At 64.7% G+C, this 16,663-nt stretch carries 20 protein-coding genes; 10 read left to right on the forward strand and 10 right to left on the reverse strand.

The genetic code is table 11. From position 1 onward, the window contains the following. Positions 1 to 70 precede the first annotated feature (70 nt). From ACOQOU_RS01285 to ACOQOU_RS01315, 7 genes are all read left to right on the forward strand, one after another. On the forward strand, positions 71 to 217 hold the full coding sequence (locus ACOQOU_RS01285; protein WP_109767067.1) for a DUF1127 domain-containing protein: 147 nt from the start codon (positions 71 to 73) through the stop codon (positions 215 to 217). A 267-nt stretch (positions 218 to 484) separates the two neighbouring features. Then, on the forward strand, positions 485 to 634 hold the full coding sequence (locus tag ACOQOU_RS01290) for a DUF1127 domain-containing protein (RefSeq protein WP_342633456.1): 150 nt from the start codon (positions 485 to 487) through the stop codon (positions 632 to 634). A gap of 133 nt (positions 635 to 767) precedes the next feature. Then, positions 768 to 2,195 (forward strand): methylenetetrahydrofolate--tRNA-(uracil(54)-C(5))-methyltransferase (FADH(2)-oxidizing) TrmFO, encoded by a 1,428-nt coding sequence (gene trmFO, locus ACOQOU_RS01295; protein ID WP_306025640.1) that lies wholly within the window; start codon positions 768 to 770, stop codon positions 2,193 to 2,195. Continuing rightward, complete coding sequence (locus ACOQOU_RS01300; protein ID WP_109767065.1) at positions 2,192 to 2,782, forward strand: hypothetical protein; 591 nt, start codon at positions 2,192 to 2,194, stop codon at positions 2,780 to 2,782. Before trmFO ends, ACOQOU_RS01300 begins: the two co-directional genes overlap by 4 nt. Before the next feature lie 84 nt (positions 2,783 to 2,866). Next, positions 2,867 to 3,409 carry a peroxiredoxin-like family protein gene (locus ACOQOU_RS01305; protein ID WP_306025641.1) on the forward strand — a complete coding sequence of 181 codons (543 nt, stop codon included), beginning with the start codon at positions 2,867 to 2,869 and terminating at the stop codon, positions 3,407 to 3,409. A 75-nt stretch (positions 3,410 to 3,484) separates the two neighbouring features. After that, positions 3,485 to 3,766 carry a type II toxin-antitoxin system ParD family antitoxin gene (locus ACOQOU_RS01310; protein ID WP_109767064.1) on the forward strand — a complete coding sequence of 94 codons (282 nt, stop codon included), beginning with the start codon at positions 3,485 to 3,487 and terminating at the stop codon, positions 3,764 to 3,766. Then, entirely contained in the window at positions 3,750 to 4,067 is a 318-nt protein-coding gene (locus tag ACOQOU_RS01315) for a type II toxin-antitoxin system RelE/ParE family toxin (RefSeq protein WP_420578766.1), read from the forward strand. The genes ACOQOU_RS01310 and ACOQOU_RS01315 overlap by 17 nt, the downstream gene beginning before the upstream one ends. A 9-nt stretch (positions 4,068 to 4,076) precedes the next feature. Here ACOQOU_RS01315 and ACOQOU_RS01320 read toward each other — a convergent pair whose 3' ends face one another. From ACOQOU_RS01320 to ACOQOU_RS01340, 5 genes are all read right to left on the reverse strand, one after another. After that, positions 4,077 to 5,375, reverse strand: a complete 1,299-nt coding sequence (locus tag ACOQOU_RS01320) for an NADH:flavin oxidoreductase/NADH oxidase family protein (RefSeq protein ID WP_306025643.1) — start codon at positions 5,373 to 5,375, stop codon at positions 4,077 to 4,079. A gap of 137 nt (positions 5,376 to 5,512) precedes the next feature. Then, positions 5,513 to 5,923 carry a PaaI family thioesterase gene (locus tag ACOQOU_RS01325; RefSeq protein ID WP_306025644.1) on the reverse strand — a complete coding sequence of 137 codons (411 nt, stop codon included), beginning with the start codon at positions 5,921 to 5,923 and terminating at the stop codon, positions 5,513 to 5,515. Between the two features lie 10 nt (positions 5,924 to 5,933). Beyond that, complete coding sequence (locus tag ACOQOU_RS01330) at positions 5,934 to 6,935, reverse strand: sterol desaturase family protein (protein ID WP_109767061.1); 1,002 nt, start codon at positions 6,933 to 6,935, stop codon at positions 5,934 to 5,936. After that, complete coding sequence (locus tag ACOQOU_RS01335; RefSeq protein ID WP_109767060.1) at positions 6,935 to 7,369, reverse strand: hypothetical protein; 435 nt, start codon at positions 7,367 to 7,369, stop codon at positions 6,935 to 6,937. Before ACOQOU_RS01335 ends, ACOQOU_RS01330 begins: the two co-directional genes overlap by 1 nt. 67 nt (positions 7,370 to 7,436) lie before the next feature. After that, a complete protein-coding gene (locus ACOQOU_RS01340) occupies positions 7,437 to 8,276 on the reverse strand; it encodes a phytoene/squalene synthase family protein (protein WP_306025645.1) in 840 nt (279 codons plus the stop codon). A 42-nt stretch (positions 8,277 to 8,318) separates the two neighbouring features. On the opposite strand from ACOQOU_RS01340, the gene ACOQOU_RS01345 reads away from it, so the two are divergent. Further along, entirely contained in the window at positions 8,319 to 9,326 is a 1,008-nt protein-coding gene (locus ACOQOU_RS01345) for a homocysteine S-methyltransferase family protein (RefSeq protein ID WP_306025646.1), read from the forward strand. A gap of 24 nt (positions 9,327 to 9,350) precedes the next feature. On the opposite strand, the gene ACOQOU_RS01350 is transcribed toward ACOQOU_RS01345, so the two are convergent. Beyond that, positions 9,351 to 10,619, reverse strand: coding sequence for a saccharopine dehydrogenase family protein (locus ACOQOU_RS01350; RefSeq protein WP_306025647.1), 1,269 nt, complete (start codon positions 10,617 to 10,619; stop codon positions 9,351 to 9,353). Between the two features lie 236 nt (positions 10,620 to 10,855). On the opposite strand from ACOQOU_RS01350, the gene ACOQOU_RS01355 reads away from it, so the two are divergent. Beyond that, positions 10,856 to 11,164: a 2TM domain-containing protein gene (locus ACOQOU_RS01355; protein ID WP_306025648.1), complete on the forward strand. Its 309-nt coding sequence runs from the start codon at positions 10,856 to 10,858 to the stop codon at positions 11,162 to 11,164. 284 nt (positions 11,165 to 11,448) lie between these two features. Here the strand turns inward: ACOQOU_RS01355 and ACOQOU_RS01360 are convergent, their stop codons facing one another. The 4 genes from ACOQOU_RS01360 to yajC form a co-directional block, all read right to left on the reverse strand. After that, on the reverse strand, positions 11,449 to 11,979 hold the full coding sequence (locus tag ACOQOU_RS01360) for a hypothetical protein (protein WP_306025649.1): 531 nt from the start codon (positions 11,977 to 11,979) through the stop codon (positions 11,449 to 11,451). A 107-nt stretch (positions 11,980 to 12,086) separates the two neighbouring features. Then, a complete protein-coding gene (locus ACOQOU_RS01365) occupies positions 12,087 to 12,488 on the reverse strand; it encodes an Mth938-like domain-containing protein (RefSeq protein WP_109767189.1) in 402 nt (133 codons plus the stop codon). A 22-nt stretch (positions 12,489 to 12,510) separates the two neighbouring features. Continuing rightward, on the reverse strand, positions 12,511 to 15,090 hold the full coding sequence (secDF, locus tag ACOQOU_RS01370; RefSeq protein ID WP_109767056.1) for a protein translocase subunit SecDF: 2,580 nt from the start codon (positions 15,088 to 15,090) through the stop codon (positions 12,511 to 12,513). A 98-nt stretch (positions 15,091 to 15,188) separates the two neighbouring features. Further along, positions 15,189 to 15,539: a preprotein translocase subunit YajC gene (gene yajC, locus ACOQOU_RS01375; RefSeq protein WP_109767055.1), complete on the reverse strand. Its 351-nt coding sequence runs from the start codon at positions 15,537 to 15,539 to the stop codon at positions 15,189 to 15,191. A 143-nt stretch (positions 15,540 to 15,682) separates the two neighbouring features. On the opposite strand from yajC, the gene ACOQOU_RS01380 reads away from it, so the two are divergent. Next, positions 15,683 to 16,558 carry an ATP-binding protein gene (locus ACOQOU_RS01380; RefSeq protein WP_306025650.1) on the forward strand — a complete coding sequence of 292 codons (876 nt, stop codon included), beginning with the start codon at positions 15,683 to 15,685 and terminating at the stop codon, positions 16,556 to 16,558. The last annotated feature ends 105 nt before the right edge of the window (positions 16,559 to 16,663 follow it).

The raw sequence follows: 16,663 nt of genomic DNA on the forward strand, positions 1-16,663 counted from the left end.
CCGCCTATATGCCGGTCGTAACAGAAATGACAAAACGGATAAAACCGCGAGTCAACTGAAAGGAAAAGTCATGAACTTCGCTCGCTCCTTCTCGCAGTGGCGCAAAGCCCGCCGGACCTACAACGAACTCAGCCGCCTGTCGACGCGCGAACTGGACGATCTGGGTATCGCCCGCGGCGACATCGCAGAGATCGCCCGCAAGTCGGTCCGCGCCTGATCCATCGGTTTCGCCCCGCCGGTCTCTCCTCCTCCCGGACCGGTCGGGCAGTGAAGGCTCACGGCACCTCCTCCCTTGCCGCGCCTTCATGTGAAGAACACCCGCCGGTCCTCCCCCGGCGGGTGTTTTCGTTTGTTGCGCGGCGCATTCCGCAGCCGCGCAGCCCTGCAATAATTCATGGCGGACATGCCGTATCGGCACTACCCAAAGCGTTTCGGAACACCCAGATTGGGATCAATCGAAGCCCGCAACAGAAAGGACAGAACGATGATGAAATTCGCGCACACCCTCAAGACTTGGCGTTCGGTCCGCGACACCGAAAATCAGCTCCGCCGCCTCTCCGAGCGGGAGCTGGAAGACATCGGTTTCGCCCGCGGCGACATTCCCGCCGTCGCACGCGGCGGCCGCCCGGCCTGACGCGGTTCGACCGCATTTATTGACCTCCCGGAAACCCGCCGAGCAGCGCTCGGCGGGTTTTTCGTTGTGGCAGCTATAGCGCCGCGGCGGCCGCCACATTGATGGCGGAGCGCCGATGCGCTAACCCGTCATCATGACCACCGATCCCGTCCATATTGTCGGCGGCGGCCTTGCCGGCTCGGAAGCGGCCTGGCAGGCGGCCCAAGCCGGCGTGCCGGTCATCCTGCACGAAATGCGCGGCCTGCGCGGCACCGACGCGCACAAGACCGACCATCTGGCCGAACTTGTCTGCTCGAATTCCTTCCGCTCCGACGATGCCGAACTGAACGCCGTCGGCCTTTTGCATGCCGAAATGCGGCTCGCCGGCTCGCTGATCATGGCCTGCGGAGATGCCCATCAGGTGCCGGCCGGCTCGGCATTGGCGGTCGACCGCGACGGCTTTTCGCAGGCGGTCACCGACAAGATCGAAGCCCATCCGCTGATCACCATCGTCCGTGAGGAAATCACCGGCCTGCCGCCGGGCGATTGGGATCAGGCTATCATCGCCACCGGGCCGCTGACCGCGCCGTCGCTCGCCGAAGCGATCGCCGCCGAGACCGGCCAGGATGCGCTGGCCTTCTTCGACGCCATCGCGCCGATCGTCCACACCGACACGATCGACATGAACGTCGCCTGGTTCCAGTCGCGTTACGACAAGGTCGGACCCGGCGGAACGGGCAAGGACTATATCAACTGCCCGATGGACGAGGCGCAGTACAATGCGTTCATCGACGCGTTGCTCGCCGGTGACAAGACCGAATTCAAACAGTGGGAAGGCACGCCCTATTTCGACGGCTGCCTGCCGATCGAGGTGATGGCCGAACGCGGCCGCGAGACGCTGCGGCACGGCCCGATGAAGCCGATGGGGCTCACCAACGCGCACAGGCCGGACGAAAAGCCCTATGCGGTCGTCCAGCTGCGCCAGGACAATGCGCTGGGCACGCTCTACAACATGGTGGGTTTCCAGACCAAGCTGCGCTATGGCGCCCAGGCCGACATCTTCCGCACGATCCCGGGCCTTGAGAGGGCTGAGTTCGCGCGGCTGGGCGGCATTCACCGCAACACATACCTCAATTCGCCGACACTGTTGAACGCAGACCTGTCGCTGAGGAGCCGCGCGGGCCTGCGCTTTGCCGGCCAGATCACCGGCTGCGAAGGCTATGTGGAATCGGCGGCCATCGGCCTTCTCGCGGGCCGCTTCGCCGCCGCCGAACGGCTGGGCGGACAGCCGGACCTGCCGCCGCCAACGACCGCGTTCGGGTCGCTGCTCGGCCACATCACGGGCGGCCATCTGGTTGCCGACGACGAGCCGGGCAAGCGCTCGTTCCAGCCGATGAACATCAATTTCGGCCTTTTCCCGCCGCTCGAGCCGGGCGCAATCCGCAAGCCGGACGGCCATCAGGGCCGGTTCCGCGGCAAGGACAAGGCGATGGCCAAGAAGCGCGCCATGACCGGCCGCGCGATCACCGATGCAAAAGCCTGGCTCTGTACGGACAACATGCATGTGGAGGCCGCCGAATGACACGAACCGCCCTGCCCGCTGCCGCGGCGACCCTCCTGTTGTCCTCTCAGGCCGCGCTCGCCGACTGCGAAGCCGACGCGCGCGCCGCCATGCTCGACGTCGCCCATCCGGTGCCGATGCGCCAGAATGTGACCACCGAGATGAGCGGCGCGACGATCGAGAGCTTCGCCCTGTCGACGCCGGACGGGCGCGGCATGGCGCTCGATGCCAATGAGACGCCGGTCAGCCTGTGGATCGGCGGACGCTTCTATTCGAGCGCCGATGGCGGCGAGAGCTGGTCCCTCGTGTCGGAGCAGACCCGGGAACAGCTCGACGCGCAGGCCGCCGGCCGCCAGACGCAGGCCGACGAGGCCACCAACATCGTTTGCGACTACGACATCGATCTCGACGGCAAGGCCGTGCACCGCTTTGCGCTGGACTATGCGCTTGCCGGCTCGGGCATACCGGTCAAGAGCCAGTACTGGATCGATGCGAAGACCCGCTTCCCCTGGCGGGTGGTCCACGAGTTTGGCGGCGCGGCGCCATCCGTGATCACCCAGAACAACGAGCCGGTCGACGAACTGACCATCCCCGATCCGGACGGCTGAACACCTTTCACCCATCCGTGACTTGCGCGTGGTGACATCGCCATGCTTGCTGCGCGCGACCGACTTTCAGACAAGGGGACATCCATGCTCATTCCACGCCAGAAGGTGCCCGATCTGACGGTGCCGACGCTCAATCACGGCTCGTTCGACCTTGCCGCCGAACCAAGCGAACGCGGCACGGTGATCTGCTTTTATCGGGGCCTGCACTGCCCGATCTGCGCCACCTACCTCAAGGAATTCGACAGGCAGGCCCCCGAGTTTGCCGAGCGCGGCGTTGGCGTTCTGGCGCTGAGCAGCGATGGCGAGGAGCGCACGCGCGCCATGGCCGACAAGATCGAAAATCAGAACCTACGGTTCGGCCACGACCTGCCGCTGTCCAAGGCGCGCGAATGGGGCCTCTACATCTCCACCTCGCGCGGCAAGACCTCGATCGGCATCGAGGAGCCGGTGCTGTTCGCCGAGCCCGGCCTGTTCATGGTTACGCCCGAGCAGACGCTCTATTACGGCTCGGTGCAGACCATGCCGTTCGTGCGTCCGCATTTCCGCGAACTGGTCGCCGCTCTCGATTTCGCGATCGAGAAAAACTATCCGGCGCGCGGCGAATATACGGGCGAACTGCCGAACTGAGCCAGCCTGTTCGCGCCGTTGGACGATAGTCCGGCATGTGGTAGGATATGATCCTACTTTGTCGGGAGCCGTTCGATGACCAAGCCTGCCGAGAAACTCTCCATCACCATCACCGCGCCCATGGCCCAGCGTATCCGCGCCGAAGTGGAGGCCGGCCATTACGGTTCGACCAGCGAGGTGATCCGCGAGGCGCTGCGCCTGTGGGAGAAACAGCAGCAGGAACTCGACCTGCTGCGCGCCCGCGTGAAGGCCTCCATCGAGGACCCGAGACCGAGGGTGCCGATCAAGGATGTGCGCCGCCGTATCAAGGAGCGCCATGAGGCTGCGTTGAACGAAGCGCATGATGACGCCGCTTGAGGTTATCTTTTCCGAGCAGGCCGACGACGACGTTGCCACGATCTACCAATGGATCGCCCGTGAAACGGCGTCTTTGGAGACCGCGCTCGGCTTCGTGTCGCGGATCGTCGATCGGTGCCAGGCGATTGGCAACGCTCCCCATAGCGGCACGGCACGCGACGATCTGGCGCCGGGCCTGCGAACCGTGCCTTTCGAGCGCTCCGCCCTGATCGCCTATCGCGTCGAGGACGACCGCTTTGCCATCACCAATGTGTTCTACCGCGGTCGCGACGTCGACGCCGCCTTCTCTGACGAAGACTGAACGATCCGGTCAGTTTCGCACCAGCCGCCTGGCAGCCGCGCCCTCGGTGCGGTCGTAAGCCAGAAGCGCGCGGAACGCGCTCAGCGACCTGTCCGGCTGCTTGCCGTCGGCAAGCGCATAGATGTGCTCATAGTACCAGCCGAGCGCGGCCCAGGCATTGAGGTCGCGCAGGAAGCTGATCGGCGAGCGCGGCCCCAGGAGCCCGCCGCCGATCACAAGGTCGTCGTCGCGGCTCTCCAGCCGCTCGGCCATCCCTTCGAGAAGATGGGCGGCGCCGTCCGGGTCGAGCACCAGCGGACGGCCGAGACCGATCATGTCGACGCCATCGTCGCCGATCGCCGCCTCCATGGCGTCCCTTGACCGGAAACCGCCCGTCACCATCACCGGGATCGACACGGCGGCGCGCAGCTTGGGCACGAATTCGAGAAAATATGCCTCGCGCCGGCGCGTGCTTTCCCGCTTCTGGGCGGCGAGCGGATCCTTGCGGTTGAAGTCGATCATGCGCGGCTGTTCGTAATTGCCGCCCGACACCTCGATCATGTCGACGCCCGCATCGGCCAGCCAGCCGGCAACGGTCACGCTGTCGTCCTCGGAGAAGCCGCCGCGCTGAAAATCGGCGGAGTTGAGCTTGACCGCAACGGCAAAACCCGGCGCCACCGTCTCGCGGATGCGTTCAACGATCGTCAGCAGGATGCGCGCGCGGTTTTCCAGGCTGCCGCCCCACTCATCGTCGCGCCGGTTCGACAGGGGCGACAGGAACTGGCTCATCAGATAGCCGTGTGCCGCATGGACCTGAACGCCATCGAAGCCGCATTGCTCGGCCGTTTTCGCCGCATGCGCAAAGCCGGCAATGATCGTCTCGATCTGCTCGGCGGACAGCGGCGTCGGCGTGCCGAAACGGCCATTGCCCATTTTCAGGCCGACATCGGACGGCGCGTTCGGCCTGGGATTGATCATCTTCTGGGTCTGGCGGCCCGCATGGTTGAGCTGCATCCAGATGTGCGCGCCGTGCGCCTTGGCCGCCGAGGCCATGTCGGCCAGTGCCGCCAGCGCCTCATTGCCCTGTTCGCCGTCGATGGCCAGATTACCGCCGCGCTCTAGATGCCAGCGGTCGATCAGAACATTGCCGGTGATCAGAAGCGCCGCGCCGCCCTCGCCCCAGCGGCTGTACAGGGTGGTGAAGCGTTCGTTGGCGCGGTTCGTCCCGTCGGCCAGCCCCTCCGTCATGGCCGCCTTGGCGATGCGGTTTTTCAGCACCGCGCCACATGGCAGCATCAGCGGTTGAGCAAGAACAGTCGATTGCGCCATCAGGTTTACCCGTACCGGAAACAGGCCGCAATCTACATGAACAGGCAAAGTAACGAAAGATTAACCACAAACCTATGGTGCAACACGGTTAACGTGACGAAGTCATTTGCATCTCCGCAATCGGACTTGTCCGCAATTCAACCCGCCACCGCGACCACCGTGCCCTGCGCCAGCGCGCACAGGCGCTCGCCCCTGTCGTCGATGGAGAAGATTTCGCAACTGCACACGGCTTGGCGCCGGCCGACCCCGCGCGCGGTGGCGCGGGCGATCAGGCGCGTGCCCCTGGCGGGCCGCACATAGTTGATCTTGAATTCCGACGTCAGCGCGTCGGTCCCGAGCCCCAGCCCGCCGGCAAAGGTGATCGCATTGTCGGCCAGATATGAGATCAGCCCGCCATGGGCAAAACCGTGCTGCTGGCGCAACGCGTCGCGCATTTCGACGGCGATCTCCGCACGGCCCTTGCCGGCGGCGACCAGTTCGGCGCCGATCAACTGCGTGAACGGTTGGGCCGCGAAGATATCGGCGGCAAAGGCATGCGTCTCGTCCATCGGATCGGCCTTACTCGGCCGGGCTGCGCAAGCCGGACGCGGTGTCCGCCGGCGCGTCGCCCGGAGCCGGCGGCAGGCCCGGCATGCCTGCCTGATCGGGATGGCGGCGCACATAGTCCGCCTTGATCTTGGTCGTGTCGTCGCGGCTTCCGTCATGGCTCCAGCCGGGCGGCATGACCAGATAGAAGAACCGCTCCTTCAAGGTCAGGCCGGGCCGCGCCGCATCGGCGAACATCGCCCACCATTCGTGAAACGCCACCTTGATCGGGTTGAACGTGCCGATGTTCCGCACAAGCCCGTAGCGCGGCATGTCCTCGTCCAGTTCGGGCACGAAGGTGCCGAACATGCGGTCCCAGATGATCAGCGTGCCGGCATAGTTCGCGTCGAGATAGCGCGGGTTCGTCGCATGGTGCACGCGATGGTGCGAGGGCGTGTTGAACACCGCCTCGATCGGCTTCCACATCTTGCCGATCGCCTCGGTGTGGATCCAGAACTGGTAGACGAGGTTCAGCCCGCCCACAAAGGCGATCATCACCGGATGGAAGCCGATCAGCACCAGCGGAATGCGCAGGATGAACATGCCGGTGAAGGTGCCGGTCCAGCTTTGGCGCAGCGCGGTGGTCAGGTTGTAGTGCTGCGAGGAATGATGGTTGACGTGCTCGGCCCAAACCCAGCGCGAGCGGTGCGCGATGCGGTGATACCAGTAGTAGCGCAGATCATCGAGGATGAAACACAGAAGCACCGCCCACCAGGAAAAGCCGAAATCGTAGACCGCGAACTGCCAGGCCCACATCAAAACGCCAAACGCGATGAAGCCGAGCAGCAGCCCGGCGACGACATTGCCGGTGCCCATCAGAAGCGAAGTCAGCGTGTCGCGCGTTTCGAACCCGGCCTTGCGCTCGTCGCGGAAGCGCTTGATCAGATAGAGCTCGACGATGATGGCGATGATGAAAAACGGGATCGCCACCTGCGTGACATCGGGATAGTTGGGGATCAGCGCATCGAGATCCATCACGCGGCCTCCGACAGGGAAATCGCATCAAGGCCGAGCGCCGCAACGGCCGTGTCGCGTTCTTCGCGCGAGGCGAACGCGATGACGATGCGCGGCAGCGTCATCTCATGGGCGTCGAACGCCAGCGATGCCTCGTCCTTCATGCTGATCATGGTGCCGAATTCTTCCCTTTTGTAGTGCCGCGTCAGCGATTTGGAGCCGACCGTGTGCACCAGCCCCAGACTGCCGTCGGCCAACAGCAGCAGCGCCTCATAGCCGTCCGCCGATTCAAAACAGCGCGCGACGTCCGCATCGGGAAAGTCGATCCGGAACCGTTCGGCCACCCGGCCGGCGCTGCCCAGCGGCACCCGCTGCGACCCGCCGCTCAGATGCACGAGCAGCACGATCAGACCGATGCCGAAGCCGACGATGGCGACCAGAAGCGGCAGGCTCATGGCGCTCCTCCCCAAGAACCGGGTCAGACTAGCGGTTTTGACGTAAACGTCAAAGGGAGTTTGGCGCTCAGAAGCCGAGCGCCTGCCGCGTCATCCGCCATTGCACGGTGACGGGCGAAAGGCGCACGGGCTCGGCGCGGGCCGCTCCACCCGCCTTTGCCGCCTTGGTGAACACCGCATCGGCAACGCCCAGCACGGCGAACGGCGCGCGCAGGCCCTTGGGCACGTCCGCAAGCGCTTCGCGCGCCTTGGCCAGATGCTCGCGGCCGAGCGCGACAAAGGCGGTGATCGCGGTGGCAAAGGCCGCATCGTCGTCCTCGGCCAGCCAGTGGCCGGCATCGGTGCCCGCCGCGGCCAGCAGATCGGCGGGCAGGAACACCTGTCCGCGCGCCCGGTGCTGCGGCATCTGCCGGATCAGCGTGGCGATCCCGTAGGCAACGCCCGCATGGCCGGCCGCGTCCGCCGTCGGCGGGGTCTGCCCGCCATTGACGATCTGACAGGCCATCTGAATCAGCATGGAGGCCGTCTCACCCAGATAGCCCTCAAGGTCGGTGCGCGTCGGCATGGGATCGTCATAAAGATCGAAAATCCGCGCTTCGAGCAGATTGTCGAACGCGGACGCCGGCAGATCGTGGGCGACGATCGCATCGAGCAGCGCTGCGGCCAGCGGGTTCTGCCGCGCTTCCTCGGCGCGCTCGCCGCCGATCACCTCGCGCCACCATTGCAGCCGGATTTCGCCCGGCATCGGTTCGGAGACCAGATCGCGCAACCGCGCCGTCTCCGCATTGAACAGGAACAAAGTCGCCAGCGCCGCGCGCCTGTCCTCGGGCGCAAACAGCACCGACAGGTACCGCTCGCGATCCGCCTCGCGCAACTGGTTCAGACGGTCGTCGGATGGCTCGCTCATGGGAGCGGATATGGCACTGGCTGGGTTCGTTGGCCAGTGGAGTTGGCGAGGCAGCGTGCGCACGCGATGATTTGTGCTCACCGGCTGCCGCCCTTAGAGTGCTCTGGTCGTGGCGCGGTAGACGGGATGGGACAAATGAAGCGGCTTCTCCCTCACCAGACAGATCAGCGCTTTCTCGTCTTCGCAGCAACCGGAACGGATTTGATCTTCAACAGGGGTGTCGAACTGCCCGGGTTCGCGTCATTCCCGCTGGTTGAAGACGCAACAGTGCAGCCGATCATCGTCGACCAGATGCGCGATCTGACGAAGGTGGCGGCCGATTTCGAACTGGGATGCATCATCGACACACCGACCTGGATGGCGAACCGCGACCGCGCGGCACCGCTGGGCTACGATTCCGACCGCTTGACGGCATTGAACCGGAAGGCCGTGGAATTGATGTGCGACCTGCGGACGGAAGCGGCGCGCGATGACGTATTGGTGGCGCTGTGTATCGGGCCCGCCCGCGATGCCTATGCCAAAACCAAGCCCATGACCGTGGCGGACGCGCGCGCCTATCATGCCGTTCAAGTCGGCTCGGTCGCCGATGCGGGTGTCGATCTGGTCAACGCCTACACGTTCAATCACGTCGAGGAGGCGGCTGGCGCCGTGCTGGCGGCCAAGGATTGCGGGGTGCCAATCGCCGTCTCGTTCGTTGTGGAGACCGATGGGTGCCTCGACAATGGCACTGGCCTGGAAGACGCAATTGACCAGGTCGACGCGCTCACCGATCAGGCCGCAGAGTATTTCATGGTGAACTGCGCGCATCCCGATCATTTCAGCCATGTGCTGACGGGTCATGCTCGGTTGAGGGGCATTGTCGTCAACGCCTCGCGGTGCAGCCATGCGGAACTGGATGAAGCAACCGAACTGGATGACGGCGATCCGGTGGAATTGGGCGCCGAGGTCGCACGGCTCTTACACGCACACCCAGCGCTCTCGATAGCTGGTGGCTGCTGCGGGTCCGACTTCCGGCACATGCGGGAGATCGCCGCTGGCATAAGAGCTTGACGCCATAGACCGTTGGGCGCCCCATCACCCCGGCTTGTCGCCCATCATCTCGAAGCTCAGCCCCGCATGTTCGGTGATCCGGTCGCGCAGAAGCGGGCCCATCGCCGCCGCCGGGGTCCAGAAGCCGCCGCCGACCGCGATCCTGTCCGCATCCTCGGCCAGGCACAGGGCGGCTTCGGTCAGCATCAGCGTCGTCGACCGCACGCCCGGATCGCCCTGCGCCGTGATGCGTGCCTTCAAAATGGTGCCATCGGGCATCTCGCCCACCATGACCATTTCATAGGAGCCGGTTTCACGGACTTCCCTGCTGGGCCCCTCGCCGGATTTCGGCAGTGCGCGGCGTTGCAGCAGGCGGCGCGTCGCCGGGATCGCCATGGCGATCAGGAGCGCCCGGCCGAACAGCGTATAGCTCATCGCCGCCCACCAGCCGCCGATCCCGCCGCGGGTCAGGGCCGTCTCCTGATAGGTGAAGTCGCGGCCATAGGGATAATCCATGATCGCATTGGTGCGCCGCACGACCTTGGAATTCATCGGGCCCATGAAGAACGGCTTGGTCCAGGCCTGAAGGTCCGCATCCCAGCTCACCTCGAGCGGCATCATACGGTCGGGGCCGTCGGGACCGTCGCGCTCGCCTTCCGGGCAGAGCGCATAGGGGTCCTGCGACAGCCGGTCGAAGTCCGGGTCGGTCTCGCGCACCTTCATCGCATTGACGAAGCTGGCAGCCGTGCCGCCGCTGAACCCGCCCTTCATCCGCGTGATGCGGTTGGCGATGCGTCTGCACGGCTTGCCATGGCGGGCCACCGCCGCCTCCTGCAGGAACTGCACGCCAAGATCGGACGGGATCGAATCGTGCCCGCAGGCATGGACGATCCGGGCGCCGGTCCGGCGCGCCGTGTCCTGATGCGCATCGATCATGGCGCGCATCCATTGCGGCTCCCCGGTCAGGTCGCAATAATGGGTGCCGTTCGCCGCGCAGGCCGCGACAAGTTCGCTGCCGTAAAGCGCAAACGGTCCGACCGTCGACACGACGACCCTGGTCCGGGCGGTCATGTCATCCATAAACGCGGCGTCATGGCTGTCGCCCACCAGGATCGCGATCGGGCCGCCCGCATCGGGCAGATCGCCGCGCACAGCTTCCAGCTTGTCCCGGTTTCGACCGCCAATGGCGAGCGAGACGCCGCCTTCGGCGCAGCGTCTGGCCAGATGGTGGGCGGCGCGGCGGCCGGTGGCCCCGGTCGCGCCCCACAAGACGATGTCGAATTCGCGTTCCGCCGTTGGCGTGGCTTCGTCCATCGGAAATCTCCGCCCTGTTGCCGATCCTCCCACGAAGCAGCACCGGCGTGATTGTGACGCCCCATTGGCGATCGCGAGCAGGACCGCCAATCTAGCCAGGGGCGAAACGCCCGCCTTAACGCCGATCAATCATCGTGGGTGGCCGCCCGGGCGCGATTGATTTCCGTCAAGATGGAATTTGCGCCGTCTGATAAGCTCTCATGCGTCGGTTGTTCTCAGCGTCGGGAGTGTGATCCATGACCCAAACGGAAGAATACCAACAAGCAAGGCGGCGTGCCGAAGCCAAGTACGGCTTCTTCAAGCACACCGGTGTCTATGCGGCCGTCATGGCGCTTCTGGTCGTCATCAACATGGTGACATCGCCACAGGCGTTCTGGTTCATCTGGCCGCTGTTTGGCTGGGGGTTGGCGGTGGCGCTGCACGGCGTCCGCGTCTACCTGCTGGCGGACAAGAACACCGTCCTTGACGCGCTCACAGAGCAGGAACTCCGCCAGTCCGGGGCCGGCAGGACCAGCAAGGATTGGGGCCGCGACGCCGCGGGCTGAGGCGGATGCACCGGGATTCATCTGCTCCGGGGGACCGCGCGCGGGCCAACCGCAAGGCCGGCATACGCTTATGCGGGTGGGAATGGCGCCGGCAGGTGCCACTTGCGGTCGGACTCGTGCAGATGGTTCAGGCGATCGCCGGTGGTGACGTCCATCAGGGTCGACATGGCACCGGTGACTTGGGCTTACCCTTGGGACAGATACGGGCGTCGGCCATATCGAGTTTGAACGGTCATATCTGGAAATTTTGGAGCAGAGCGCCGCACAACAAGGGCGGAGCAACGTCAAATGCTTGAAAAAACCGAACGCACCGCGACTTCGCGATATCGCTTCCTGAACTCCCGCAACACCATCTCCAGTGTTGCTTCAAAGGCACTTTGGTCAAATCCCAGCACTTTCTCATTCTCATGGAGGTAACGCCAGTCCTTGAACGCATCCTTGTGGCCATAAAGAAATTGGCGCACCCCTTGGTCGATGAACACGAACTCGGGGTGATGTGGTCTCACCGTCTTTTGGAATTCAGCGTCAAGCCTTTCACGGCTGGCTGACTTCAGATCGTCGAAGAGCTTCGCCAGATCGTGTGTTTTCTGGTAGCTTTCGACATTATAATCAAAAACATACCACGCTTTGAGCGCCAACTCCATCGAAAGGGCCAGAAGCATCGGTTCGATACCGACATGCACCCATCCACCCTTTTCGGCCGAAGGCAGGAAACTCTCATCGGGAAAACGCCTTGACTTCATCAAGATCGCTCTCGCGGCACTGGCGATCTCGACCGCTCTTGTCAGACGTAAGCTCACTTCGTCATCACTCAATTGCCCAAGACGATTGACCAGTCTAAAAGGAGAATGAAGAGTTCTTCGGCGTTTCCCCCATCTCCGCTCTGACATATCAAAACAATTGAGGGGAAGAGTGACACCCCCTACCGCGCCTCATCCACCGCGATCAGCGCCGCGGCGACGGCCCGTTCCTCGGCGAGCAGCACGTTGAAGGTGCGCACGGCGGCACCGGTCGCCATCGCTTCGGTGACGATGCCATGCTCTTCGCGCAGCGTGTCGCGCAGGCGCTTGGGCAGAACGCGCAGGTCCGGCCCGCAGCCGACCAGCAGCACTTCGATGTCGGCGGCGTCGGCGATGACTTTCTCAAGGCTCGTCAGGTCGATCTCCTCGAAGCGCTTGGCGTCCCAGCCATGGATGCCCGACGGCAGGGCGAGAATCGAGCCGCGATGGCTCATCTCGGCAAAGCGGAAGCCGCCGCTGCCATAGGCGTCGATCGGCGCACGACCGGGAAAATGCGCATCGCGGATCTCGATGCCGGCGCGGATGGTCTTTGCCACCGCCCCGCCCTCAGCTTTCGATATCGACCGGCGCGGTGTTGGCGGTGGCCGCCTTTTCCTTCTGCGCGTCGTCGCTCTCCTGCGACAGCGCGCCCGGCCGCAGGCGGAACATGATCAGGATGGGCGCTGCGATGAAGATCGACGAATAGGTGCCGATCACCACGCCGAAGATCATCGCGGCGACAAACGATTGCAGCACCTCGCCGCCGAAGAAGAACAGCGCAAGCAGCGCAAGAAGCGTCGTCACCGACGTGAGGATGGTGCGCGGCAGCGTCTGGTTCATCGACATGTCGAGCAACTCGGGCACCGGCATCTTCTTGTAGCGCCGCAAATTCTCGCGCACGCGGTCGTAGACGACGACGGTGTCGTTCAGCGAATAGCCGACGATGGTCAGGATCGCGGCGATACTCGACAGGTTGAATTCGAGCCCGGTCACAACGAACATGCCGATGGTGAGCAGCACATCGTGCGTCGTCGCGATGATCGCGCCGAGCGCGAACTGCCACTCGAACCTGAGCCAGATGTAGATCAGGATCGCGCCAAGCGCCGCAAGCACCGCGATGGTGCCGGCGGTCGCCAGTTCGCCCGAAACGGTCGGTCCGACCACTTCCACGCGGCGGATATTGTAGTCTTCCTCAAGCACGGCGCGCACCTTGGCGATGGCGCTCTGTTCGGCATTGTCGCCGCCGCCCTGGCTCTCGATGCGGATCAGCGCATCGGTCGGCGCGCCAAAACCCTGCACCTGCACATCGCCAAGATTGAGATCCGAAAGCCCGTTGCGGATGCCGCCAATGTCGGCCTCGCCCTCGATCGCCTGCACCTCGATCAGCGAGCCGCCCTTGAAGTCGATGCCCAAATTCATGTTCACCGTGGCAAACAGCGCCATCGAGGCGACGACGATCAGCGAGGAGACCGTGAACGAATAGCGCCGCAGCCACATGAACTTGATCTTGGTGTCGGGGCGCAGATGCTTGCCAAGGCCGAGCGGCAGTTCCTTGGGTTTGCGGCGCTTCAGCCAGAACGCCATCATCCAGCGCGTCAGGACGAAGGCGGTGAAGACCGTGGTGATGATGCCGATGGCGAGCGTGACGGCAAAGCCGCGGATCGGGCCGGAGCCGAGATAGAAAAGGATGATCGCAGCGATCAGCGTCGTCACGTTGGCATCGACGATGGTGGTGAAGGCGCGCTGGAAGCCGGCGTCGATCGCCTGGATGAGGCTTCGCCCGCCAAGCCGCTCCTCGCGGATGCGCTCGAAGATCAGAACGTTGGAGTCGACCGCCATGCCGACCGTCAGCACGATGCCGGCAATGCCCGGCAGCGTCAGCGTCGCGCCGAGCGCCGAGAGCGCGGCGATCACCAAAGTGATGTTGATGATCAGCGCCAGATTGGCGATGACGCCCAGAAAGCCGTAGGCGACGAACATGAAGCCGACGACGAGGAACGCGCCGATGATGCCCGCGATCTCGCCGGCTGCAATGGAATCGGCGCCGAGCGACGGGCCGACCGTGCGTTCCTCGACGAAGGTCGGTTTCAGCGGCAGCGCGCCGGCGCGCAGGAGAATCGCCAGATCGTTGGCGCCATCGACGGTGAAATTGCCGGAAATCTGGCCCGTGCCGCCCAGGATCGGCTCGCGGATCACCGGCGCGGAAATCACCTGATCGTCGAGCACGATGGCGAACGGGCGGCCGACATTTTCCTGCGTCGCCCGGCCGAAGCGCTGCGCGCCCGTGCCGTCGAAACGGAAAGTGACGATCGGCTCGTTGGTGCGCTGGTCAAAGCCCGCCTGCGCATCCTCAAGGTTCTCGCCGGTGACGATCTCGCGCGTCTCGATCACGTAGGGGATCGGCGGATCGTCGGTCGAATAAAGGATCTCCGTGCCGACCGGCGGCCGGCTGCCGAGCGCGTCCTCGACCGGCGTCGTCACATCGACCATGCGGAAGGCCAGTCGCGCCGTCGTACCGATCAGCTCTTTCAGGCGCTCGGGATCGTCAAGGCCCGGCACCTGCACGATGATGCGGTCGGCGCCCTGGCGCTGGATCACCGGTTCGGTCGTGCCCAGTTCGTCGATGCGGCCGCGAATGACCTCCACCGTCTGGGTCAGCGCACCGGCCATCCGGTAGTCGAGCCCCTGGTCGGTGATCTCCAGTTCGTACCTTCCGTTGGCATCGGGCCCGGAAAGGACGATCTCGCGCACCGTGCCGCCGGTCAGAAGTCCGGTGGTGACCGGTGTCGTCAGATCGGCAAGCGCCTCGCGCATTGCATCGGCATCGCTGGGGTCGCGCAGCGTAAAGCCGACCGTCTGGCCCTGCCCCGAAAGGCCGGTATAGCCGATGCCCTCGGCCCGCAGCAGGCGGCGAACCTCGTCGCGCGTCGCTTCGAGCCTTTGTTCGACCAGATCGTCGCGGTCGAGCCTGAGTTGCAGGTGCACGCCGCCCTGAAGGTCGAGCCCGAGCGCCAGCGAGTCGCTGGGCACGACGTCCGGCAGGCTGTCGCGCACCGATTGCGGATAAAGGTTGGGCAGCGCGAACGCGACGCCGACCGCCACGGTCAGCCAGATCAGAACCGTCTTCCAGGGCGCGAAGTAGAGCATGTCAGATCATGTCCCGAAACAGAGCGTCAGCCAAGCACGGCCTGCCGGGCCGGCCTGGCGAAAATGGGGCGCCATCCCCGATGGCGGCGCGAAAGCCGTCAGGCTTTCTTGGCGTCGTTGGCGGCCACCGGCTCGCCCTTCACCCGCACATCGGCCACCATCGAACGCATCACGCGAACCTTGGTGCCCTGGGCGATCTCGACTTCCAGTTCGCCCTCGTCCTCATGCACCTTGGTCACCTTGCCGACGACGCCGCCGCCGGTGACGATCGTGTCGTTGCGGCGGATGGCCCCGAGCATTTCCTCGCGCTTTTTGACCTGCTGGCGCTGCGGCCGGATGATCAGGAAGTACATGATCACGAAAATCAGGATGAACGGCAAAAGGCTCATGATCAGGCTCGGGCCGGCGGCCGCGCCGCCCGCCTGGGCGAAAGCCGGTGTGACAAACATGCAAGAAACTCCCCAGAACGGATGGCCCCGTTTGGGACCTTGAAATTTGCGGCGAATATAGTCAGGCAAAGCCCCGATGCAACCGAAACCGGGGACAATCGGCACCAGCCCGCCCGATTGCCTTTTTGGTGAGAGGGACCGCGATGACGCAATCGGCTGAAGACCGGCTGTTGGCGCTGGAAGGCAAGCTCGACCGGCTGGCCGAGGCGCTCGAACGGCTCGCCCCGCCCCCGCCCCCGGCGCCGGGCTTCGAAACATCGGACTGTTTCGTCTGGGAGCGCGGGGCGCTCGCGCCGGTCGCCCGTGTCAACCGGATCGAGATCGGCCTCATAAAGGGCGTCGATCGGGTGCGCGACATTCTGATCGACAACACCGAACGGTTCGCCAGGGGCCTTCCCGCCAACAACGTGCTGCTCTGGGGCGCGCGCGGCATGGGCAAGTCCTCGCTCGTCAAGGCGTCCCACGCCGCGATCAATGCGAGCGGCGCCACGACGCCGCTCAAGCTGATCGAGATCCACCGCGAGGACATCGACACCCTGCCCCGCCTGCTCGCCACACTGAAGGATGCGCCTTTCGCCTTCATCGTCTTTTGCGACGACCTGTCGTTCGACCAGGACGACACGTCCTACAAGTCGCTGAAGGCGGCGCTTGACGGCGGCGTCGAAGGCAGGCCGGACAATGTGATCTTTTATGCGACCTCCAACCGGCGCCACCTTCTGCCGCGCGACATGATCGAGAACGAGCGCTCGACGGCGATCAACCCGTCCGAGGCGGTCGAGGAGAAGGTTTCGCTGTCGGACCGGTTCGGCCTGTGGCTCGGCTTTCACAAATGTTCGCAGGACGAATATCTTGAGATGATCGAGGGCTATGCCGCCCATTACGGGCTCAAGGCGGAACCGGACGAACTGCGCCGCGATGCGCTGGAATGGGCGACGACGCGCGGCGCGCGCTCAGGCCGCGTCGCCTGGCAGTTCATCACCGATCTGGCGGGGCGGCTCGGGCAGAGGCTGGAGGGGTGACCGTCAGCGCATCGCCTCCCTCTTGAGGGGAGAGGCACGCAAGACCGAGCCTGCGATGGTCGAGCGGGTGGGGGTAACGAAGAGGCGCATCGGCCACTCCATTAC

Source organism: Oceaniradius stylonematis (genome assembly GCF_965223445.1).
Classification (GTDB): Bacteria; Pseudomonadota; Alphaproteobacteria; order Rhizobiales; family Rhizobiaceae; genus Roseitalea; species Roseitalea stylonematis.

Bases quoted from the DNA above. Each gene is read 5' to 3' on its own strand.
- ACOQOU_RS01285 (WP_109767067.1), top strand. From the start codon at position 71: ATGAACTTCGCTCGCTCCTTCTCGCAGTGGCGCAAAGCCCGCCGGACC.
- ACOQOU_RS01290 (WP_342633456.1), top strand. From the start codon at position 485: ATGATGAAATTCGCGCACACCCTCAAGACTTGGCGTTCGGTCCGCGAC.
- trmFO (WP_306025640.1), top strand. From the start codon at position 768: ATGACCACCGATCCCGTCCATATTGTCGGCGGCGGCCTTGCCGGCTCG.
- ACOQOU_RS01300 (WP_109767065.1), top strand. From the start codon at position 2,192: ATGACACGAACCGCCCTGCCCGCTGCCGCGGCGACCCTCCTGTTGTCC.
- ACOQOU_RS01305 (WP_306025641.1), top strand. From the start codon at position 2,867: ATGCTCATTCCACGCCAGAAGGTGCCCGATCTGACGGTGCCGACGCTC.
- ACOQOU_RS01310 (WP_109767064.1), top strand. From the start codon at position 3,485: ATGACCAAGCCTGCCGAGAAACTCTCCATCACCATCACCGCGCCCATG.
- ACOQOU_RS01315 (WP_420578766.1), top strand. From the start codon at position 3,750: ATGATGACGCCGCTTGAGGTTATCTTTTCCGAGCAGGCCGACGACGAC.
- ACOQOU_RS01320 (WP_306025643.1), bottom strand. From the start codon at position 5,375: ATGGCGCAATCGACTGTTCTTGCTCAACCGCTGATGCTGCCATGTGGC.
- ACOQOU_RS01325 (WP_306025644.1), bottom strand. From the start codon at position 5,923: ATGGACGAGACGCATGCCTTTGCCGCCGATATCTTCGCGGCCCAACCG.
- ACOQOU_RS01330 (WP_109767061.1), bottom strand. From the start codon at position 6,935: ATGGATCTCGATGCGCTGATCCCCAACTATCCCGATGTCACGCAGGTG.
- ACOQOU_RS01335 (WP_109767060.1), bottom strand. From the start codon at position 7,369: ATGAGCCTGCCGCTTCTGGTCGCCATCGTCGGCTTCGGCATCGGTCTG.
- ACOQOU_RS01340 (WP_306025645.1), bottom strand. From the start codon at position 8,276: ATGAGCGAGCCATCCGACGACCGTCTGAACCAGTTGCGCGAGGCGGAT.
- ACOQOU_RS01350 (WP_306025647.1), bottom strand. From the start codon at position 10,619: ATGGACGAAGCCACGCCAACGGCGGAACGCGAATTCGACATCGTCTTG.
- ACOQOU_RS01355 (WP_306025648.1), top strand. From the start codon at position 10,856: ATGACCCAAACGGAAGAATACCAACAAGCAAGGCGGCGTGCCGAAGCC.
- secDF (WP_109767056.1), bottom strand. From the start codon at position 15,090: ATGCTCTACTTCGCGCCCTGGAAGACGGTTCTGATCTGGCTGACCGTG.
- yajC (WP_109767055.1), bottom strand. From the start codon at position 15,539: ATGTTTGTCACACCGGCTTTCGCCCAGGCGGGCGGCGCGGCCGCCGGC.
- ACOQOU_RS01380 (WP_306025650.1), top strand. From the start codon at position 15,683: ATGACGCAATCGGCTGAAGACCGGCTGTTGGCGCTGGAAGGCAAGCTC.